Annotated in this window: 19 protein-coding genes; 6 read left to right on the top strand and 13 right to left on the bottom strand. The window is 69.7% G+C overall.

The window, feature by feature from the left end; all coding sequences use genetic code 11:
• Nucleotides 1–62 precede the first annotated feature (62 nt).
• Together ACQHIV_RS11120 and ACQHIV_RS11115 are read right to left on the bottom strand one after the other, a co-directional pair.
• Entirely contained in the window at nucleotides 63–2,204 is a 2,142-nt protein-coding gene (locus ACQHIV_RS11120) for a heavy metal translocating P-type ATPase (RefSeq protein WP_427896460.1), read from the bottom strand.
• 53 nt (nucleotides 2,205–2,257) lie between these two features.
• Nucleotides 2,258–4,204 (bottom strand): cytochrome c oxidase assembly protein, encoded by a 1,947-nt coding sequence (locus ACQHIV_RS11115; RefSeq protein ID WP_427893412.1) that lies wholly within the window; start codon nucleotides 4,202–4,204, stop codon nucleotides 2,258–2,260.
• Nucleotides 4,205–4,342: 138 nt separating this feature from the next.
• On the opposite strand from ACQHIV_RS11115, the gene ACQHIV_RS11110 reads away from it, so the two are divergent.
• Nucleotides 4,343–4,915 (top strand): DUF5134 domain-containing protein, encoded by a 573-nt coding sequence (locus ACQHIV_RS11110; protein WP_427893411.1) that lies wholly within the window; start codon nucleotides 4,343–4,345, stop codon nucleotides 4,913–4,915.
• A gap of 57 nt (nucleotides 4,916–4,972) precedes the next feature.
• Nucleotides 4,973–6,034: a HoxN/HupN/NixA family nickel/cobalt transporter gene (locus ACQHIV_RS11105; RefSeq protein WP_427893410.1), complete on the top strand. Its 1,062-nt coding sequence runs from the start codon at nucleotides 4,973–4,975 to the stop codon at nucleotides 6,032–6,034.
• On the opposite strand, the gene ACQHIV_RS11100 is transcribed toward ACQHIV_RS11105, so the two are convergent.
• Both ACQHIV_RS11100 and ACQHIV_RS11095 read right to left on the bottom strand, forming a co-directional pair.
• Entirely contained in the window at nucleotides 6,017–6,574 is a 558-nt protein-coding gene (locus ACQHIV_RS11100; RefSeq protein WP_427893409.1) for a sigma-70 family RNA polymerase sigma factor, read from the bottom strand. The genes ACQHIV_RS11105 and ACQHIV_RS11100 overlap by 18 nt on opposite strands.
• 37 nt (nucleotides 6,575–6,611) lie before the next feature.
• Complete coding sequence (locus ACQHIV_RS11095; protein WP_427893408.1) at nucleotides 6,612–7,148, bottom strand: hypothetical protein; 537 nt, start codon at nucleotides 7,146–7,148, stop codon at nucleotides 6,612–6,614.
• 89 nt (nucleotides 7,149–7,237) lie between these two features.
• Between ACQHIV_RS11095 and ACQHIV_RS11090 the strand changes: the two genes are divergently transcribed.
• Nucleotides 7,238–8,650 carry a PepSY-associated TM helix domain-containing protein gene (locus tag ACQHIV_RS11090; protein WP_427893407.1) on the top strand — a complete coding sequence of 471 codons (1,413 nt, stop codon included), beginning with the start codon at nucleotides 7,238–7,240 and terminating at the stop codon, nucleotides 8,648–8,650.
• Here the strand turns inward: ACQHIV_RS11090 and ACQHIV_RS11085 are convergent.
• From ACQHIV_RS11085 to ACQHIV_RS11055, 7 genes are read right to left on the bottom strand one after another with little or no spacing between them, the layout of a single operon-like run.
• Entirely contained in the window at nucleotides 8,631–9,077 is a 447-nt protein-coding gene (locus tag ACQHIV_RS11085) for a GNAT family N-acetyltransferase (protein ID WP_427893406.1), read from the bottom strand. The genes ACQHIV_RS11090 and ACQHIV_RS11085 overlap by 20 nt on opposite strands.
• Nucleotides 9,062–9,670, bottom strand: coding sequence for a D-Ala-D-Ala dipeptidase VanX (gene vanX / locus ACQHIV_RS11080; RefSeq protein ID WP_427893405.1), 609 nt, complete (start codon nucleotides 9,668–9,670; stop codon nucleotides 9,062–9,064). The genes ACQHIV_RS11085 and vanX overlap by 16 nt, the downstream gene beginning before the upstream one ends.
• Nucleotides 9,667–10,734: a D-alanine--(R)-lactate ligase gene (vanA, locus tag ACQHIV_RS11075; protein ID WP_427893404.1), complete on the bottom strand. Its 1,068-nt coding sequence runs from the start codon at nucleotides 10,732–10,734 to the stop codon at nucleotides 9,667–9,669. Before vanA ends, vanX begins: the two co-directional genes overlap by 4 nt.
• Nucleotides 10,727–11,692 carry a D-isomer specific 2-hydroxyacid dehydrogenase family protein gene (locus ACQHIV_RS11070; RefSeq protein ID WP_427893403.1) on the bottom strand — a complete coding sequence of 322 codons (966 nt, stop codon included), beginning with the start codon at nucleotides 11,690–11,692 and terminating at the stop codon, nucleotides 10,727–10,729. The genes vanA and ACQHIV_RS11070 overlap by 8 nt, the downstream gene beginning before the upstream one ends.
• A gap of 9 nt (nucleotides 11,693–11,701) precedes the next feature.
• Nucleotides 11,702–12,244, bottom strand: coding sequence for a VanZ family protein (locus ACQHIV_RS11065; RefSeq protein ID WP_427893402.1), 543 nt, complete (start codon nucleotides 12,242–12,244; stop codon nucleotides 11,702–11,704).
• Nucleotides 12,245–12,271: 27 nt separating this feature from the next.
• Entirely contained in the window at nucleotides 12,272–13,372 is a 1,101-nt protein-coding gene (locus ACQHIV_RS11060; RefSeq protein ID WP_427893401.1) for a lipid II:glycine glycyltransferase FemX, read from the bottom strand.
• The gene (locus ACQHIV_RS11055; RefSeq protein ID WP_427893400.1) at nucleotides 13,369–13,968 is read right to left on the bottom strand and encodes a M15 family metallopeptidase; all 600 of its coding nucleotides are present in this window, start codon (nucleotides 13,966–13,968) and stop codon (nucleotides 13,369–13,371) included. Before ACQHIV_RS11055 ends, ACQHIV_RS11060 begins: the two co-directional genes overlap by 4 nt.
• Nucleotides 13,969–14,056: 88 nt before the next feature.
• Here ACQHIV_RS11055 and ACQHIV_RS11050 point away from each other — a divergent pair, with 88 nt between their 5' ends.
• Complete coding sequence (locus ACQHIV_RS11050; protein WP_427893399.1) at nucleotides 14,057–14,734, top strand: response regulator transcription factor; 678 nt, start codon at nucleotides 14,057–14,059, stop codon at nucleotides 14,732–14,734.
• Entirely contained in the window at nucleotides 14,727–15,800 is a 1,074-nt protein-coding gene (locus tag ACQHIV_RS11045; RefSeq protein WP_427893398.1) for a sensor histidine kinase, read from the top strand. Before ACQHIV_RS11050 ends, ACQHIV_RS11045 begins: the two co-directional genes overlap by 8 nt.
• A gap of 82 nt (nucleotides 15,801–15,882) precedes the next feature.
• Here the strand turns inward: ACQHIV_RS11045 and ACQHIV_RS11040 are convergent, their stop codons facing one another.
• The gene (locus ACQHIV_RS11040; protein WP_427893397.1) at nucleotides 15,883–17,955 is read right to left on the bottom strand and encodes a hypothetical protein; all 2,073 of its coding nucleotides are present in this window, start codon (nucleotides 17,953–17,955) and stop codon (nucleotides 15,883–15,885) included.
• Between the two features lie 68 nt (nucleotides 17,956–18,023).
• On the opposite strand from ACQHIV_RS11040, the gene ACQHIV_RS11035 reads away from it, so the two are divergent.
• Nucleotides 18,024–18,527, top strand: coding sequence for a DUF1990 family protein (locus tag ACQHIV_RS11035; RefSeq protein ID WP_427893396.1), 504 nt, complete (start codon nucleotides 18,024–18,026; stop codon nucleotides 18,525–18,527).
• Here ACQHIV_RS11035 and sigJ read toward each other — a convergent pair.
• Nucleotides 18,510–19,379 (bottom strand): RNA polymerase sigma factor SigJ, encoded by an 870-nt coding sequence (gene sigJ, locus ACQHIV_RS11030; RefSeq protein ID WP_427893395.1) that lies wholly within the window; start codon nucleotides 19,377–19,379, stop codon nucleotides 18,510–18,512. The two genes, ACQHIV_RS11035 and sigJ, sit on opposite strands and share 18 nt — an antisense overlap.
• Between the last annotated feature and the right edge of the window lie 37 nt (nucleotides 19,380–19,416).

Genomic DNA, 19,416 nt, shown 5'->3' with positions numbered 1-19,416 from the left:
GGCACGTGCAATTGTTCCCGGAATCGTGCGGCGGCGCGGCTGGATCCGCGTGTCGGAGGGCATCAGGAGTCTGGGTCGCCGAAGCTGCGGAGGCGGAGGCTGTTGTAGGTGACGAACAAGGTGGAGAACGCCATCGCTGCCGAAGCAACCAGCGGGTTGAGCAGTCCGGCGGCGGCGACCGGTACGGCGGCCACGTTGTAGGCGAACGCCCAGACCAGGTTGCGATGGATCGTACGCCGGGTCCGCCGCGCGAGCCCGATCGCGTCCGGGATCACGCACAGGTCCTCCCGCACGAGCACGATGTCCGCGGACTTCAACGCGATGTCGGTCCCTGACACGACCGCCAGCCCGAGATCGGCGGTCGCCAACGCGGCCGCGTCGTTGATCCCGTCCCCGACCATCGCAACCCGGTGCCCAGCAGCCTGCAGCTCCGCGATCACGCCCGCCTTGTCCGCCGGCAACACCCCTGCCCGTACGTCGTCGATCCCCAACTCCCGAGCAACCTCCCGCGCGGCCGTCTCCGAGTCCCCGGTCAGCAACACCGTCCGAAGCCCGGCCGCCTGCAACTCCCGCACCGCGTCCCCCGCAGTGCTCCGAAGCCGATCAGCAATCCCCAACCGCCCGACCAGAACCCCATCCACCACCACCCGAACAGCCGACCCGTCAGGCGCGGCGTCGGGCGTTTGCAGGAGGGTGTGGTTGCCTACGGCTACCTGTTTTCCGTCGACCGTGGCGGTGGCGCCCTGGCCTGGGTGGGTGGTGAAGTTGGTGATGGGGCGGAGGGAGATCTCCTCGGCAGTCGCCAGGCGTTCGACGGCTCGGGCGATCGGGTGCTCGGAGCCTTGCTCCACAGCGGCGGCGTACGCGAGAACCTCCTCGCGAGTGAGGTCCGCGGTCAGCTCGACGTCGGTGATGGTGAGGTCCCCGGTGGTGAGCGTCCCCGTCTTGTCGAGGACGATCGTGTCGATCACGCCGCTGGCCTCCAGCGCGTCCTGCCCCTTGATCAGGATCCCCAGCGTCGCGCCGCGCCCGATGCCCACCATCAGCGCGGTCGGAGTTGCAAGCCCGAGCGCACACGGGCAAGCGATCACGAGTACGGCGATCCCGGTGCCCACGGCCTGCCCGACCGGCGCCCCGGACACCATCCACCCGGCAGCCACCGCGACGGCCAGCACGATCACCGACGGGACGAACCACACGATGATCCGGTCGACCGTGTGCTGGATGCGCGCCTTCCGCTCCTGGGCCCGTTCCGCGATCGCCGCCATCTGCGCGAGCTGCGTGTGCACCCCGACCGCCGTTGCGGTCAGCACCAGCCGCCCGTCGGTACTGATGGTCCCGCCAACGACCTGACCGCCGATCCCGACCACCCGCGGCACCGGCTCACCGGTCACCACGCTGGTGTCGACCGCGGCCGCCCCCTCGACCACCGTCCCGTCGACCGGGACGATCTCCCCGGCCCGGACGACCACCGCGTCGCCCTTCACCACCTCGCCCGTGGGTACGTCGACCTCGACGCCGTCCCGCACCACCCGCGCGACGGGTGTCGCCAGCCGCCCGATCGCCCCGAACACGTCCGCGGCCCGCCGCCGCGACCGAGTCTCGAAGTACCGCCCAGCCAACTGGAACACCGTCATCCCAGCGGCAACGTCGAGATACAGACTCCCGGTGTCGAGCGACATCCACCGCGACGTCCCGGCCGCCCCGGGCCACACCACCGACACCGCCGCCCACCCGAATGACACCACGATCCCGAGCGAGACGAGCGTGTCCATGCTGACCGCCCGATGCCGCAGGTTCCGCACGGTCGCGCGATGGAACGGGTACGCCGCCCAGGTCACGATCGGCACCGCCAGCAGCAAGCACGCGATGTCCCAGCCCGGGAAGCGCAACGACGGTACGGCACCCAGCATGATCGTTGCATCCATCAACGGAATCGCCAGCAAGGTCGCCAGCACCAGCCGCCGCCGCAGCGAACTGATCCGCCGAGCCGTCAACTGCTCCGCAAGCTCGTCCCCGGACCCGGGATCGCGCAGCGTCGCCTGGTACCCCGCGCGATCCACCGCACTCGTCGCGCGCGTGGTGAGGTCCTCGCCGGCCCCGGTGACGATCGCCCGCTCGGTCGCGTAGTTGACCGTCGCGGTCACGCCGTCGAGCTTGTTCAGCGCTCGCTCGACCCGGTTGGCGCAGGCGGCGCACGTCATCCCGCCGACGAGCAGCTCGACGGTCGCGGTCCGCGGTTCCTGATCGGTCAGCGTCACCGGCGCTCCTGGCTGGATTCGGTACGCCGCGCGAGCCGCTGCAGCATCGCGTTGTAGGCGTCGTACGAGTCGTCGAGGCCGCTGTCCAGGTGCCGGTCGATCCGGCGCGCGGCCCGGCCGTCCTGGATCGCCCACTGCAGGGCGAGTACGACGACCACGATCAGCAACGGGATCTCGCTGCCGGCCCAGGCGATCCCGCCCGCGACGTGCTGCGTCGCGGCGAGGTCACGCGACCACGGCACCTCGAGGTGGTCGTAGAACGACTTGCCGATGACCGCGCCGTCCTGCATCAGGATCACGCCGAAGAACGCGTGGAACGGCATCGCCCCGAGCAGTACGGCGAGCTTGGCCAGCGACGGGAGCTGGTGCGGTGTCCGGTCGACCCCGATCACGAGACCGAAGTACAGACAGCCGACGACCAGGAAGTGCACGTTCATCAATTGGTGTGCCCAATGGAACTTCATCAGGGTCCCGAAGGCGTCGGTGAGGTACAACGCGTAGTACGAGCCGATGTAGACGACGAAGACGAACAACGGGTGGTACAACGCCTTGAGTGGCCGCGAGTGCAACACCGCGAGAATCCACTCGTGCGGCCCTTCCTTGGCCGGCAGCGCCCGCAACGCCAGCGTGATCGGTCCGCCGAGCACGAGCGGGATCGGCGCGAGCATGCTCAACGCCATGTGCACAGCCATGTGTACGGCGAAGTCGGCGCCGGAGTACTTCCCGAGGCCGGAGCTGGTCACCACGATGATCAGCACCCAGCCGACCGTCCAGGCGATCGTCCGTGCGACGGGCCAGCGCTCACCCTGCCGCGCGAGCCGCCGTACGCCGAGCAGGTAACCGGCGATCGCAACAACCGAGGCCGTCACGAACAGCAGGTTCGGCCGCCACTGCCCGGCCAGTGAGCCGAACCCGGGCGGCACCTTCAGGTCGAACCCGAAGAAGATCTGACTGATCGACGTCGGCACGAAGAACTGCGGCGGCGGGATCCGCAGCATCGCCGAACCGGCCGCGACGAACCCCGCCACACCACCGGCCAGCACTACGGATCGACGGAGAGCCAAGCCGCAACCAACGACCCCAAGTGCCGCGAACTGCACCAGACTCAACCATCCGGTAGCGCTCCCGAACGGCGAAGACCCGGCCAGCTTGAAGCAGAGCAGCACGCCTTGCGTCACGACGAGCACACCGAGCAGCACCCACGCCGTACTGCGCCAGTGCACCCGCTCCAGCGCCCGAACCCGACGCCCGGTCGCGACCCGCAGGACCTGAACCACGACCAGCCCGAGCAGCACCTGACCGGCGAGGGTCTGGAGGATGCCCGCGTCACTCCCGAAGTCGTGCCGCGGACCGACCAGGATCTGCCCGACCACGACCGGCGCCAGCGAACCCACCAGCGCCGCGAGCAGGGCGACGAAGTACCCGACCCATCGCGCGCTCAGCACACACGTGACCAGCACCACGACCGCGGCGGCGAACGTCACCATCCACGACCGCCCGGCATCACCCGAGAACAGTGCGAACCACAATGCCTGCGGGTCGGCGAGCTTCCCGAGCGAGTACCCGTTCGAGTCGGCGGAGTCGAGCGCGATCAGGAGCCCCGAGCTGATCACCCAGACCGTCGCGGCCCGCCGTACGACGACCGGCTCGAACCACTCCGCGATCTCGAGCTGCCGCCGCGACGACGTGTCCTGGACCGGCCGCACCTTGCCCGCGAACAGTGCCGACGCCAGCGCGCCGACCGTGACCAGCGACGAGAGATCGGCGAGCGCCCGGACGAACGTCGCGAGCAGGCCGGTCGCCCGGCCGGGGTCGTCGCGGGCGATCGGCAGGTAGCTCGCCGGACCCGTCACACCGGTCGTGACGAGCGGTACGGCGACCGCCAGCACGCCGAGCAGAACGACGTACCGGATCAGCCACGGCCGGTGGCGTGTCGGTGCCACGTCTCTCCTGATCTGCTGCAATTGCCTTGAGCCCCCAACACATGAGTACGAAGCACGGCACCGAACAGTTCCCGGAACTTCGGGCCGTTCGGCGGAGTTGAACCTACGGTCGCCCCTCGCGAGGAAGGTCCCGCCTCGATGTCGCACGGAATGCTCCCGGCCGGTCCGGCGATCGCGCTCACGGTCGTGTTCGCGCTGTCCGGCCTGTACTGCCTGTGGCGGGTCGCCGCCGGCCGCGGCCAGGGGATCGAGACCGTTGTGGACGTCAACCACATCCTGATGAGCCCGGCGATGCTCCTGATGCTCTGGCTGCCTTCGACCCCGGGTATCACGTGGCTGCAGATCGCGCTGTTCTCGGCACTGGCCCTCGTCTTCTTCCGTCACCTGGCCGGCGTCGAAGGCGTCACCGCGCGGACCGGCGCGCTGCTGCATGGTGGGATGAACCTCGGGATGGTGTGGATGCTCGCCGCCGGCACCGTGGGGATGGCGGCGATGTCGGGCATGTCGGGCATGTCGGGCATGGACCACGCAGGTCAACAGACCTGGACAGGCCTGCTGAGCTGGTCCGTCGTCGGCCTGCTCCTGCTCTCGGCAGCCTGGTGGCTCGCCCGCGTGGCCCGCGCCGGCGGTCACCGCCTGCTCTGCTGCTGTCACGCCCTGACCACCGGCGGGATGGCCGCCATGCTCGCCCTGATGACCCCGGTGCTGTAGACGCGACTTGGTTGCATCTGGGGTGGGAAAGGCGTTAACTGGCGGTTCGTGAGGCGAATGGGTGTGACGAGGCGGGAGTGGACCTCGGTCGGAGGTATGGCGGGGTTCGTGCTGCTGCTGCACCTGATCGGCTGGGGTGTGCTGGCGTTGGTGGTGGCGCCGCGGCACTACGCGCTCGGATCGGCCGGGGTGTTCGGGGTCGGCCTCGGTGTGACGGCGTACACGCTGGGGATGCGGCACGCGTTCGACGCCGATCACATCGCCGCGATCGACAACACGACCCGGAAGCTGATGGCGGACGGACGGCGGCCGTTGTCGGTCGGGTTCTGGTTCTCGCTGGGGCATTCGAGCGTGGTCTTCACGTTGTGCTTCCTGCTCGGGATCGGCGTACGCGCGCTGGCCGGTCAGGTCGCGGACGGATCGTCGCGCCTGCAGCAGGTGACCGGTGTCGTCGGCACGGCGGTGTCCGGTGTCTTCCTGTACCTGATCGCCGCGCTCAACCTCGCCGTACTCGTCGGTGTGATCAAGGTCTTCCGCCGGATGCGGACCGGGGCGTACGACGAGGCGACGCTCGAGCAGCACCTGAACAACCGCGGCTTCATGAACAGGATCCTGTCCGGCGTCACGAAGGCGGTCACCCGGCCGTGGCAGATGTACCCGATCGGCTTCCTGTTCGGCCTCGGGTTCGACACCGCGACTGAGGTCAGCCTGCTGGTGCTGGCCGGTGGTGCCGCGGCGTTCAGTCTTCCCTGGTACGCCGTACTCACGCTGCCGATCCTGTTCGCGGCGGGGATGAGCCTGCTCGACACCATCGACGGCTGCCTGATGAACTTCGCCTACGGGTGGGCGTTCGCGAAGCCGGTGCGCAAGGTCTACTACAACATCACGATCACCGGCCTCTCGGTCGCGGTCGCGCTGGTGATCGGCAGCATCGAGCTGATCTCGATCCTGACCGCCAGGTTCCACATCGACCACGGTCCGCTGGCGGCGATCGCCGGCGTCGACCTGAACAACGTCGGCTACGCGATCGTCGCGCTGTTCGTGCTGACCTGGATGGGGGCGCACGCCGTCTGGAAGTACGCCCGCATCGAGGAGAAGTGGTCAGGCGGTACGCAGTAGGTTCGCCAGCTCCCTTCTGGCCCGGGCCACCCGGGAGCGGACCGTGCCGATCGGGCAGTCGAGCTGCCATGCGGTCTGGGCGTACGGGACGCCGGCCAGCTGAGTGAGGACGAAGACCTCGCGGCGGTCGCCGGGCAGCGTGTCGAGCAGCTCGGCCAGCGCGATCCGGTCCTCGAACCCCGGCAGGTCCCGCGGCTGCGACTGCTCGGCCGCGAACTGCCAGTCCTGCTGGGCGATCCGGGGCCTGGCGGCCTTCCGGCGCAGGTCGTCGGCGACGGTACGGCGGGCGATCGAGAGCAGCCAGGTCCGCGCCGACGAGCGGCCCTCGAACCGGTGCAGGCTCTTCAGCGCCCGCAGGAACGTCTCCTGGGTGAGGTCGTCGGCGGACTGTGGATCCGCCGACAGGTGGACGACGTACCGGCGTACGTCGCGGTGCAAGGCGCGGACGAAGGTGTCGAGGGCAGCGGGGTCGCCGGTACGGGCGGCCAGCGCGAGCCGGGTCGAGGTCTCGTCCGGATCGTGGAACAGGGCTGTAGCCATGTCTGTGAGTCCTTCGGAAAGTCCAAGAACGGTGGGTCTATACAGCGACCCCGCGCGGCGGACCTCTCGAAGTGATGGCATGAACGAGCAGCAGCTCCCGCAGTGGTCCGGGGGAGTGCGCCGCGGTGATCCGGGGCGGCGTTACGTGCCGGATCGTGATCAGCCGCAGCGTCAGCAGCACCCGGACGGCGAGTGATCGCAGGACCGAGAAGGCCGCCCGCTCGCCGTACGCGAGCCACAGACCGCACAGCACCGCGGCCGCGAGGTGCGCGCCGACCATGCCGTACGACGTCCCGCCGTGCATGTGGCCCATTGGAGCCATCGTCTGCGCGAGCGTGAACACGAGGTGCAGCGCGCCCTGCGCCACCAGCGTGCTGACGACGACGAACGGTACGCCGCGTTCGCGGTCGGCGAGGATCCACGCGGTGATGCCGATCCAGCCGAAGGCCATCGGCAACGTCCACCACGGGAGCATCGCGCCGGACATCAGCACGTGCCCGACGCCGGCCAGCAACACGCACGTGGCCGCGAACATCGCGGCGCGCGCGGCGCGGAACCCCCGGCTCTGGTGCATGGCCGCACCATCCTCGCATCCACCGTCCTGTGGGCCACACCACACCTGCCGCCGGGAACCGCCCGGACCTCCGATCCGACTCCTACGACGTGACCGCAGTACTGGAACCACCCGTGTCCGTCGAGCCGGAGCCGCGCAAGCGCAGCGCCGGCTTGTTCCGGGCGTTCTGGCGGTGGCACTTCTACGCGAGCTTCCTGGTCGTCCCGGTGTTGCTCGTCCTGGCGACGACCGGGTTGATCTACCTGTTCCGGTTCCAGCTCGAGCCGGTGCTGCACGCCGATCTGATGAAGGTCGACCAGCCGGCGGGACTCGTGGCGCAGCCGTACGAGTCGCAGCTCGAGGAGGTACGGGCGGCGTACCCGGGTGACCGGGTGGTGTCGATGACCGAGCCGTCGGCGCCGGACCGGTCGACGGTGTTCTCGGTCGACACGGCCGCCGGTGCGCGGGACGTGTTCGTGGACCCGTACGAAGGCAAGGTGCTCGGCGCGCTGAACCCGGACCGGACGCTGTCCGGCGTCGCGATCCTGCTGCACGGCGAGCTGATGGCCGGCCGCTGGGGTGATGCCGTGATCGAGATCGCCGCGTGCTGGGCGATCGTGATGGCGCTGACCGGCTACTACCTGTTCCTCCGCGGCCGGGTCGCGCGAGCGCGTCGTCGGGCCGCCGGTGCGGCAGGCGCCGTACTGCGTTCCCGGCACGGCCGGACCGGTGCGGTGCTGGGCGTCGGACTGCTGTTCCTGGTCATGTCGGGCCTGCCGTGGACGGGCGTGTGGGGCGCGAAGACGCAGGAGCTCGCGACCAGCAACGGTACGTCGTTCTGGGGCGAGGACCCCGGCGCGTTGTCGAACCCGACCTCGAAGCTCGACGAGTCGCTGCCGCACAGCCACACGGTGCCGTGGGCGCTGGGGAAGACCGAAGTACCGCGGTCGGACCCGGCGAACCGGACCGGGTCGGTCGCCACCGTCGACACCGCGCTCGAAGTCGGCCGCCGCAACGGGTTGCGCAGCCCGATGACGATCGCGCTGCCGGCCGACGGCAGCGGCGTGTTCTCGGCGATCGGGTACGCGTTCCACGACCCGGGACAGGAGCGCACGCTGCACGTCGACCAGTACGGCGGGCGCGTGGTGTCGACGTACGGGTATCGCGACTATCCGGTGCTGGCGAAGGTGGTGGCGCAGGGGATCGCGCTGCATGAGGGGCGTCGGGTGAGCGTGGTGAACTTCTGGGCGACGACGGCGTTCTGCGTAGGTGTGATCTTCATGTGTGTGACCGGGCCCTTGATGTGGTGGCGGCGGCGTCCGAAGGGCAACGCGCTTGGGGCTCCGCGGGGGAGGCTGCCGCTGCGGGCGACGCCTGGGTTGGCGGTACTGGTCGTTGCCCTGGGCGTCTTCTTGCCGTTGTTCGGGCTGACGCTGGTCGCCGTTCTGTTGCTCGACCAGCTCGTCCTCACGAGGGTTTCGAGGCTGCGGGCATGGTTCAACGTCAGCGTGCCGAGAGGATGAAGCGGGACGAGCGGCCGGCCTGGTTGACGTAGCCGCGGCGCTGGTAGAACTCGTGCGCGCCGGCGCGGTAGTCGGAGCTGGTGACCTCGAAGCGGACGCATCCGTGCCGGACCGCGAACGACTCTGCCGCGCTCATCAGCTCGCCCGCGACACCCTGGCGGCGGGCGTGTTCGGAGACGACCAGCGCGACGATCCGGCCGGAGAAGCCGGGCAGCTGGATGAACGGCTCGACGTGCACCGCGACCAGTCCGAGAAGGTTGCCTCCTGCATCGGCCACGTAGACGGCACTGGCCGGGTCGTCGGCCCAGAACTGGATCCGGGCGGCGGTCGCGGCGAGGTCGTCCTGGGGATAGCCGAGCTGGTCCAGCAACGTGTTGACGGCCGCGCTGTCGGTGGGCCGGGCCGGCCGGATCACGCGATCGGGCAATCGAAGTAGGTGTCCGGATACGGCTCGTCCCGGAGCGTGTAGTGCCACCACTCGCGGGCGTACCGCTCGAACCCGGCCGCCTCCATCACCGTCGCGAGGGTCTCCCGGTTCCGCGCCTCGACCTGGCCGATGCCGGTCGCGCCGTGGTGCGAGATCGAGTCCATCAGGTCGTGGTCGCCACCCATCCGGGCCAGCTCGCCGGTGTCCAGATGGTAGAGCGTGAGGTCGACCGTGCTGCCGCGGCTGTGGCCCGACCGGGTGGCGACGTACCCGCGGGTGAACATGTCGGCGCGCTCGATGTTCGGGTAGTGCCGCGGCTTCGTGCGGCCGTCCTCGGGGAGCGCGGACCAGCGCAGGAAGTTGTCGACGGCCCGCTGCGGGCGGTACCCGTCCCAGAGCAGCAGACCGAACCCGCGCGGCTCGGCCTTGCCCTGCGCACGCTCCAGCGCGGCACACAGCGCCCGGGTGCCGACGATCCGGTTCGCCTGGTAGCCGTCCACCGGTTTGCCGGTGAAGTTGTCCCAGGTCGCGTACTTCGCGTCCCACCGGATCCCGGCGGCGAACTCGTCCACGTACACCAGATCGGCCTTCACCGCGGACTCCCCGACAGGGTCGCCGACACCAGCCGGTCGATCACCGCGCCGAGCGGCAGACCGGCCGCGGTCATCATCCGCGGATACCGGCTGTACGACGTGAGTCCCGGGAAGGTGTTGACCTCGTTCAGCACCACCGAGCCGTCCTCCTTGAGGAACAGGTCGACCCGAGCCAGACCGGTACAACCCAGCGCCCGGTAGATCGCCTTCGCGGTCTCCTGGACCAGCGACCGCGCCTCCGCCGGGATGTCGGCCGGGACGATCGGCGTCGAGTTCTCCGAGCCGCTCTCCGGCGTGCTCTCCTGGTGGATCTTGAAGAACCCGTGCGACAGCGCGATGTGGTCGACCTCGCCGACGGTCAGCTCCGGGTCGTTCCCGAGGATCGCGCAGCCGACCTCGCTCGCGACGACGGCCTCCTCGATCAGGATCTTCCCGTCGTACTGCGCCGCCGTCTCGATCGCGCCCGCGAGCTCGTCCTTGCTGTTCACCTTGCTGACGCCGAACGACGAGCCCGACCGGGCCGGCTTGACGAAGACCGGGTAGCCGAACTGGTCCGGGTCGACGGTCTCCTTCGCGCCGACGATCCAGAAGTTCGGCGTCGGGATGCCCGCGCTCCGGACGACGAGGTACGTGAGGGTCTTGTCCATGCACAGGACCGAGCTCTGGATGTCGCAGCCGGCGTACGGGATGCCGGAGAGTTCGAGCAGGCCCTGGATCGCGCCGTCCTCGCCGCGCTTGCCGTGCAGGACCGGGAGGATCACGTCCAGGTTGACGGTCCGGTACTGACCCTGGCGGATCCGGGAGCCGAGCCGGTCGGACTCGAGGACGAGCAGGCCGCGCACGCTGCTGTCCGGCGACAGGACGACCGGCCTGGAGTTGCCGCTCTCCCAGTCGGTGTCCGGGCCGTCGCAGAGTTTCCAGGCACCGCTCTGGGAGATGCCGATGTAGTACGGCTCGTACTTCTCGGTGTCGAGGTGCTCCGCGACCTGGCGGGCGGACTTGACCGAGACGCCGTGTTCCTCGGACACGCCGCCGAACAGGATTCCGACCTTCAACTTACCCATGGTGCTTCCCGCTTTCGAAGTTCAGGCAATTGACAAGGGAGTTCTCGACCATGTCGTGCAGGGCACGGTCGGTGTAATACGCGGTGTGCGGACTGATCAGGACCGTTGGCAGGACCTGCAGTCTCAGCAGCAGCGAGCTTGTGATCGGGCGATTGCTGTGGTCGGCGTAGAAGATTCCTTCCTCGCCTTCGAGAACATCCAGCGCGGCGCCGCCGAGCCGGCCTTCCTCCAAGGCGGTCGCGAGCGCTTCGGTGTCGATCAGCGCGCCGCGTCCGGTGTTCACCACAAAAGCGCCGGCCGGCAATTGCCCCAGGCGTTCCTTGTCCAGGAGATGATGCGTTTCCGGGGTCAGCGGCGTGTGCAGCGTGACAATGTCGCTCTGCTCGAGCAATTCGTCCAGGAGCACGTAGTCGGCAGCCGTCTTCGGGCGGGTGTCGAAGGCCAGCACCCGGCAGCCGAATCCGCGCAGCCGGTCCAGGACCGCGGCGCCGATCCGCCCGGTGCCGACGACGCCGACGGTCAGATCGCGCAGTTCCCGCCCGCGGACCGGGTGCAGCCGGTAGTCGTGGAGGTCGGTACGGCGGACGACGGACTTCGCATTCCGGATCGCCATCAGCATCAGCATCACCGTGTAGTCGGCGACGCTGTCAGGGGAGTAGGCGACGTTTCCCACTGTGATTCCGACGCTTTCGGCGTACTCCACGTCGAGGTGGTTGTAGCCGATGCTCCGGGTCGACACGTATTCGACGCCGGTGATGCTCAGTGCCCGCAATGCCTCGTTCGACACGCGGTGCTTGTGGCCGATGCTGATGCAGCGGTTCCCGTGTGCGAGTTCGGCGGTTTCCTCGGTGACCGCGGCCGCGGTGACGGTCGGCAGGACGCCGAGCCGGGGCGCGAGTTCGCGGACCAGGCTCGCCTCGTCCGGCTCGCAGCCGAAGACGGTGATTCCCGGTTTCATGCCTCCAAGTCAAGAACGGACGGCGTTGCGAGCGCGTATCCGGATTTTCATATGCGCACGACATGTCCACCAGCGGTACGACGCCAGTGCGGCGAGCCCGGCGCCGGCGGTGTTCAGCAGTACGTCGTCCACCGACGACACGCGGTCGAGCCGGAACACGTACTGGGACACCTCGATCGCCAGCGAGCAGCCGGCCGCGATCGCGACGACCCGGCCCAGGCGGACGGGGAACCGGATCGGGAGGAAGGAACCGAGGACCGCGAACAGCAGCAGATTGCCGACGATCTGCGGCGGCGAGTCCCTGACCAGGTCGCGGAACGGGACCAGGCTGACCCGGCCGGGTGCTCCGAAGGCATGACTGCCCGGGAGCATGGTCATCCAGACCAACGGCAGCGTCCAGTAGACGATCGCGACCTCGGCGAGCGCGTTGCGCAGCCCGTGCCGGCGGGCTCGCCTCCACACGACAAGCACGGCGACCGGGAACAGCAGCACGGTCAACAGAACGACGCCGGTGAAGGTACCTGACCAGAAGCGCAGGCTGCCGGGAGACATCCGGTCAGTAAACCAGAGCATGGTGTGTCAACGGCGCCGGCGCATGTACAGATCGAACCCGCGGTAGATCACCGGCCGCAGCGGCAGGTCCCACTCGCCGACATACCGCACGGCCTGCCCGCCGGTGCCGACCTTGAACTGGATCAGCCCGACGTGCGGGTCGCCGGCGTCGAGCGTCGGGGTGATGCCGCGCAGGCTGTAGACGTCGCACCCGGCCGCCAGCGCGCCGCGGATCATCGCCCACTGGCAGGCGTTCGACCCCCGTACGTCGCGCTTGTCCGTTGCGGAGGCGCCGTACGAGTACCACGCCTGGGTGCCGACCCGGATCATGATCGCGGCGGCGACCAGGTCACCCTCGTGGTGCGCGAGGTACAGCCGGATCCGGTCCGGGTCCTCGGCGCGGAGCGCGGCGTACATGGTCTCGAAGTACCGCAGCGGCCGCGGCGTGAAGTGGTCGCGCTCGGCGGTGTGCACGTACAGGTCGTGGAACGCCTTCAGGTCGTCGCCGACGGTGACCTCGACGCCGGCCTTGACCGCCTTCTTGACGTTGCGCCGCCACTGCTGGTTCATGCCGCGCAGTACGTCGTCCTCAGTGCCGCCGAGCGGGAGCTCGAAGGTGTACTGCGGATGCCCGGTGCCGAACCCGTCGACCGGATTCTGCGGCAGCCAGCCGGCCGCTTCGAGCTGCTTGGTCACCTGATGGCCGGGCGCCTGGACGCTCGGCAGGTCGGTGAGCCGCCGGATCCCGGCGTCCGCGATGCCTTCCTTCACCTGCGCGGCCGTCCAGGTGTCGGTGCGGATCGGCGGGCCGAGCCGGATCGCGAACGCGCCGTTCGCCTTGAGGTACGCCGCCAGTGGGCGCAGCCACTCGTCGAGCGGACCGGTCCAGTCGATGACCGGCCCTTCGGCGAGGTACGCGAGCGTGTAGCGGTCCAGCCGGGGGACCGGGCGGTGCAGGACGAGACCGGCGCCGGCGAGCCGCTCGCCGTCGTACCAACCGAGCGACTCGCTGCGCCACTCGGTCTTCACGTGCGCCCAGGCAGGCGTCTGCAGGAAGCTGACCGACCGCTGCGCCTGGACGAACGCGAGGTGTTCGACGGCGGTGATCGGCGCGACGGTGAGCGTCACCCCTGCATCCTCGGGTCGTGCGTCGGGTCGGCGTACCGCGGCGGGCAGCCGTGCTGGACCGCCTCCGGGCGCAGCTCGTAGTGCCACGGCTCGTTGTCGTAGATCTGGCACAGGCCGTACACGGCCCCGTGCTCGGACAGCCAGGCCGTCGCGTCCGAGCGCCCGATGTCGATCGCCTGGCCCTTCACATGCGGGGAGTTCTGCGGCGTCGCCACCCAGCGCGCCGCCTCCTCCTTCGAGCCGTACCGCCCGATCGCGTCCTGCAGCAGCTTCTCCTGGTACGCCGGGGACCGCCAGCCGCTGTTGACGTAGAAGACGACCCCGTCCTGGGCGGCGGCCGTCGCCGCCCGGCGGAGCGCGCCGAGCAGCTCCGGCTCGAGGTTGACGACCCCGGGAACCTTGTCGTCGAACACCGTGACGCCGTCCGGTACGGCGCCGTCCGCCTCGCCGAGCCCGCCGGATCCGGCCTGGCCGACGGTCGGCAGCGAGGTGGCGAGCGACTGGTGGACGAACACGCTGATGATCGCCACGTTGGCGAGCAGGAAGGCGGCCCGGATCGTCGATCGGGCGCGCCGGGTCGGTTGGCTGACGGTCATAGCACCCAGTGAAGGCGCCGGCGTGTTGCCGGCCGGTATCGAGTTTTGGATACGCGGACGATATGGCCCGGCACGTAGCATCATCGATATGCGGGTGTTGATCGTCGAGGACGAGCCGGAGATGGCCGGTGCCATCCGCGACGGCCTGCGCCTGGAGGCGATCGCCGCCGACATCGCCGGCGACGGCCACACCGCGCTCGAGCTGCTCGACCTCAACACCTACGACATCGCGGTCCTGGACCGCGACGTCCCGGGTCCGTCCGGTGACGAGATCGCCCAGCGGATCGTTGCCTCCGGCGCCGGTACGCCGATCCTGATGCTGACCGCCGCGTCCCGGCTGGACGACAAGGCCTCCGGCTTCGAGCTCGGCGCCGACGACTACCTGACCAAGCCGTTCGAGTTCCAGGAGCTGGTGCTGCGGCTGCGCGCGCTCGACCGGCGGCGCGCGTACAGCCGGCCGCCGGTGCGGGAGATCGCCGGCCTGCGGCTCGACCCGTTCCGCCGCGAGGTGTACCGGGACGGGCGGTACGTCGCCCTGACCCGCAAGCAGTTCGCCGTCCTCGAGGTGCTGGTGGCGGCCGAGGGCGGAATCGTCAGCGCGGAGGACCTGCTCGCGCGGGCCTGGGACGAGAACGCCGACCCGTTCACGAACGCCGTACGGATCACCGTGTCGGCGCTGCGGAAGCGGCTCGGCGAGCCGTGGGTGATCGCGACCGTCGCGGGGGCCGGGTACCGGATCGACGCCGGGGACGGGGAGCGTGGATAGGGAGCCCGGGCTGAGCGTCCGGCTCAAGCTCACGCTCAGCTACGCGGGGTTCGTGATGGCGGCGGGCGTGCTGCTGCTGATCGCCGGCTGGTTCGGGCTGATGCAGTTCAAGTCCGGCGGCGTGGTGATCATGACCACGACGTACACGTTCCCGCAGCTGTTGTGGCGGTCGTTCGCGCCGGTGGCGGCGGTCGTGATGACGTTCCTGCTGGTCTTCGGGCTCGTCGGCGGGTGGGTGCTGGCCGGGAAGATGCTCGCCCCGCTGACCAAGATCACCGACGCGACGCGGGTCGCGGCGACCGGGTCGCTGTCGCACCGGATCCGGCTGCCGGGCTCGAGCGACGAGTTCCGGGAGCTGGCCGACGCGTTCGACACGATGCTGGCGCAGCTCGAGGCGCATGTGGCCGAGCAGCAGCGGTTCGCCGCGAACGCGTCCCACGAGCTGCGTACGCCGCTGGCGATCACGCAGACGCTCCTCGACGTGGCGCGGAACGACCTGACGCACGACAACGGCGTACTCGTGGATCGCCTGCACGCGGTGAACGCGCGGGCGATCGACCTGACCGAGGCGCTGCTCGTGCTCAGCCGGGCGAACCAGCGGTCGTTCAGCCGGGAGCGGGTCGATCTGTCCCTGATCGCGGAAGAGGCGACCGAGACGCTGCTGCCGTTGGCGGAGAAGAACGGGATCACGATCGAGACCGGCGGGGACCAGGCCCCCACGGTCGGCTCGCCCGCGCTGCTGCTGCAGCTGACGACGAACCTCGTCCACAACGCGATCGTCCACAACCTGCCGGACAAGGGCTCGGTCTGGGTCACCACCCGGGTGGACACGCCGACCGTCGTACTGACCGTCGAGAACACCGGCCAGCAGCTGGCGCCGCACCTGATCGCCACCCTCGTCGAGCCGTTCCAGCGCGGCAGCGAACGCATCCGCACCGACCAGCACTCCGGCGTCGGCCTCGGCCTCGCGATCGTCAAGAGCATCACCCGCGCCCACGACGGCACCCTCACCGTCACCCCCCGCCCCGAAGGCGGCCTCCGCGTAACGGTCGAACTCCCCACGTAGAACACCCCCACAGGTCGCTGCCTTGGCGTCGAGTCGTGGATTGTGGCGGAAGATCCCGACCACGATCCACGACTCGATGAAGTCAGAGGGTGATGGTGATGGACGTGCCGGTGGGGGAGCCGGGGTGGGTCAGATGGAGGAGGTGGGTGTCGGGGTCGTAGGTGGAGGTGACGTTGACGGTTGTGGGTGGGGTGGGGAGGCGGAGGGCGGTGGTGACTGTGATGCCTCGGGGGGCTTCGCAGGTGAAGGTGATGGTGTCGGCGGTTTCGTGCCAGTCGACGATTCGGCCGGCGGAGGCGAGGAGTGGAGTGTCGTCGTAGGTGAGATCGCGGAGCCAGGTGAGGTCGCCGGGGCCGAGTTCGCGGCGGCGGACGACGCCGAGGTGCGGGTCGAGGAGGTCGAGATAGGTGCCTTCGACAACGTGTGTGCCGTCGAGGACCGCGCCGATCAGGTACGGCCCGCGTTGCACGGCGAGCCAGCTCGTGCGCTGCCAGGTGTGGCCGCCGGCCGCGGCGAGGTCGCGGAGCGCGGCGACGAGCTCGGCCGGCTTCTCCGTGAAGTCGGCGGGGCGGGCGGCGAGGAAGCGGACGCGGCCCTGGCCGATCGGCTGGATGTCGTCGCGCGCCGGGTCGGCGCCGAGGGCCTCGGCCAGGTGGTCGGCGCAGGTGTCGTAGCGGCCGGTCCACCAGGAGCGGATCTCGTGGTACGGGTCCACGCCGTTGCCGACGTACAGCAGGCTGCCGCCGCGGTTCACCCAGCCCGCCAGCGCGTAGTGGATGCTCGGCGCGAGCGGCTTCTGGAACTCGTAGCTGAGCACCAGTACGTCGACGTCGTCGAGCGCGTCGGGGGAGTCGATGACGCTCTCGAGCTGCACCGGGGCGACGCGCTGCCCCTCGTACAGCGGGGGCAGAGCGAGGCCGTAGAAGTCCGAGAAATGTAGTTGCTCACGGCCCTCGAGTGCGAGCGCGTCCTGCAGGCCGTCGTAGTGCCCGCTCTCGCCGCCGGGCGACCAGCGCTGGAACATCGCGGTGTCGGACAGCGCGATGCCGACCCGCGGGCCCTCGTGCGCCCACCGTACGTCGGGTTGGTCGAGGTCGCGGAGGCTGTTCATCGCGATCAGGTAGCTGGTGGCGGTGTCCGGCGGGATCAGCTCGCGTTCGGTGCTGCCTTCGCGCAGGTACGGGCGGTTGAAGATGCGGTGCGGCCAGGGCGCGACCTCGTACCGGCTGACGCCCGGGTGCAGGAGCGACGCGACCAGGGTGCGCTGGTAGTTGGCCAGGTAGTCCTCCCAGGTCCGGTCCGGGTGGTCCTCGATCGGGTCGTGCAGGAACCACAGCCGCCGGTCGGTGCCGCGGGTCAGGTCCTGCGCGATGCCGTACTCGAGGTACGCCGTTTCGAACGTCCGCTCGGCGACCTTCCCGTCGTACACGTTCGGGGTGCGCGACGTACCGGTCCACACCTGGGCGATCGCGCCGTCGATCGACGGGAGCGTCCGGAGCCGCGATTCCGGGCTGATGATCTGCCACTGGGTGTAGTTGAGCAGGCTGTGCGTCGGGACGTAGAAGCGCACCTCGCGTCCTTGGCTCAGCGCCTCGTCACGCAGTACGGACGTCACTCGGTCGAGGCTGCGGGAGAGCAGGTGCTGCTTGAGCTGACCCGAGCGGAAATGCGCCTCCGGGGTGCTGTGCGGCGGCTGCCACGGCTCCTTGAAGAACGCCTGCCACTCGCGCCTGAACGACTCCGAGTAGCCGGCCCGCGCCCAGAACTCCGGCTCCTCGAGGTGGATGCCTTCGACGCCGAGCCCGATGATCGGCCGCAGCTTCTGCACGAGGTACTCGGTGAAGCCGAACGTCGGCACCATGTACGGGATGTCGACGCTCTCGCCGTGCAGGATCGGCTTCCCGTCCCCCGACGTCTGCGCGTCGTCCCAGTGCTCCGCCCCGTCCCAGCGCCCGTCGAGGTAGTCCTGGTACGTCCCCCACGAGATCCCGGTCATCAGATGCACCCGGTACCCGGCATCCCGCCAGCGCGCGATCCGCTCCGCCGTCGTGTCGTTCAACCCGTAGACCATGACGAAGTCCGTCCGCAGATCGATGGACTCGTCGTACCCCGCCTGCTCCTGAAACCCGGTCGCCTCACGGTCCTTGTCCGTCATACCGACCCACCCTTCCCCGCGACGCCGCCCCGACACCAGCGCGCTGTCAGGAACTGGACAATGAACCCATGCCAACGGACCTGTCGAGGCGTGCGCTGACCGACACCGCAGCGGGCGCGACGCTGACCAGCGACCCGCGGTCCTTCGAGCGCACCGTCCGCCTGGGCTCCGGCGAGCAATGCTGGACCTTCGTCTCCACCGAACTCCTTCAGTGGGGTGTGAAGACTCGCAGCGGCTTCTCGGTAGTGGGCGACCCTGCCGTCGTGCTGGGGCGAAGGTTCTGGCTGGTCGCGCACGTCGGGCCCTTTCGGATCCACGAGCCGGTGCAGGTGGTTGCTGTCGTCGACGAGCCTGCCCGCGTCGGGTTCGCCTACGGCACGCTGGCCGGCCATCCCGTCCGCGGCGAGGAAACCTTCCTCGCGGAACGCCGTACGGACGACTCCGTCTGGCTCACCATCCGCTCGCAGACCCACCCCGCCGCGGGCCTCTGGCGCCTCGCCTACCCGGTGGCACTGCTGGCCCAGCGCGCCTACCGCCGCCGCTACCTGCGCGCGCTACTCGCACAGGGGTGACTGCCAGGCGTCGAGTTTGGTGGGGTTTCTGATCGCCCAGATGTGGGTGATCCGGTCGGCGGTGGTGTCGAAGGCGTAGACCGTGACGGTGGTGCCGTGGGATTCGGCGCGGAGGCCGGGGCGGCCGTTGACGATGCATTCCTTGATGGTCAAGCGGGTGAGCCTGGCGGCGAACTTCGCGAAGGTTCCGGCGATCCGGTCGGCGCCGGTGAGCGAGCGGACGAAGACCGGCGCGTGGCCGCCGGTGTCGGTGGTGGTGCCGGCGTCCGGGTCGAGGAGTGCGATCAGCGCCTGGATGTCGCGGGACTCCCAGGCGTGTTTGAAGTCGCGGACGATCCGGGACTGGACCGCGGCCGGCGTCGGCGGGGCGGCGGTCAGCCGGCGGCGGGCGGACGACGCGAGCTGGCGGCAGGCGGCGGGTGAGCGGCCGACGATGTCCGCGATCTCCTTGAACGGGTAGCGGAACACGTCGTGCAGGATGAACGACACCCGCTCGGCCGGTGTCAGCGACTCCAGTACGACGAGGAAGGCCATACTGACCGACTCGTCCAGCGTGATCCGGTCCGCCGGGTCGTCGACGCGCCGTTCGGCCGGGTCCGGGATCGGCTCCGGGATCCACTCGCCGACGTACGTCTCCCGCCGTACCCGGGCCGACGACAGCTGCGTCAGGCAGATCCGGCTCGCCACCTTCGTCAGCCAGGCGGCCGGGTTCTCGATCACCTGCTGCTCGGGCGGCGACAGCGCGTACCACCGGGCGTACGTCTCCTGGACGACGTCCTCCGCGTCCGCCAGCGACCCGAGCAGCCGGTACGCGAGGTTGATCAGCTGCCGCCGCTCCTGATGCGTGTTCATGCCTACCTGACACCGCAGCGCCGCGAAGTGTGACCTG

Origin of the sequence: Kribbella polygonati (assembly GCF_050320105.1) — a bacterium.
In the GTDB taxonomy this organism is placed as follows: Bacteria; Actinomycetota; Actinomycetes; order Propionibacteriales; family Kribbellaceae; genus Kribbella.
This window is presented reverse-complemented; position numbering and strand designations above follow the sequence as displayed.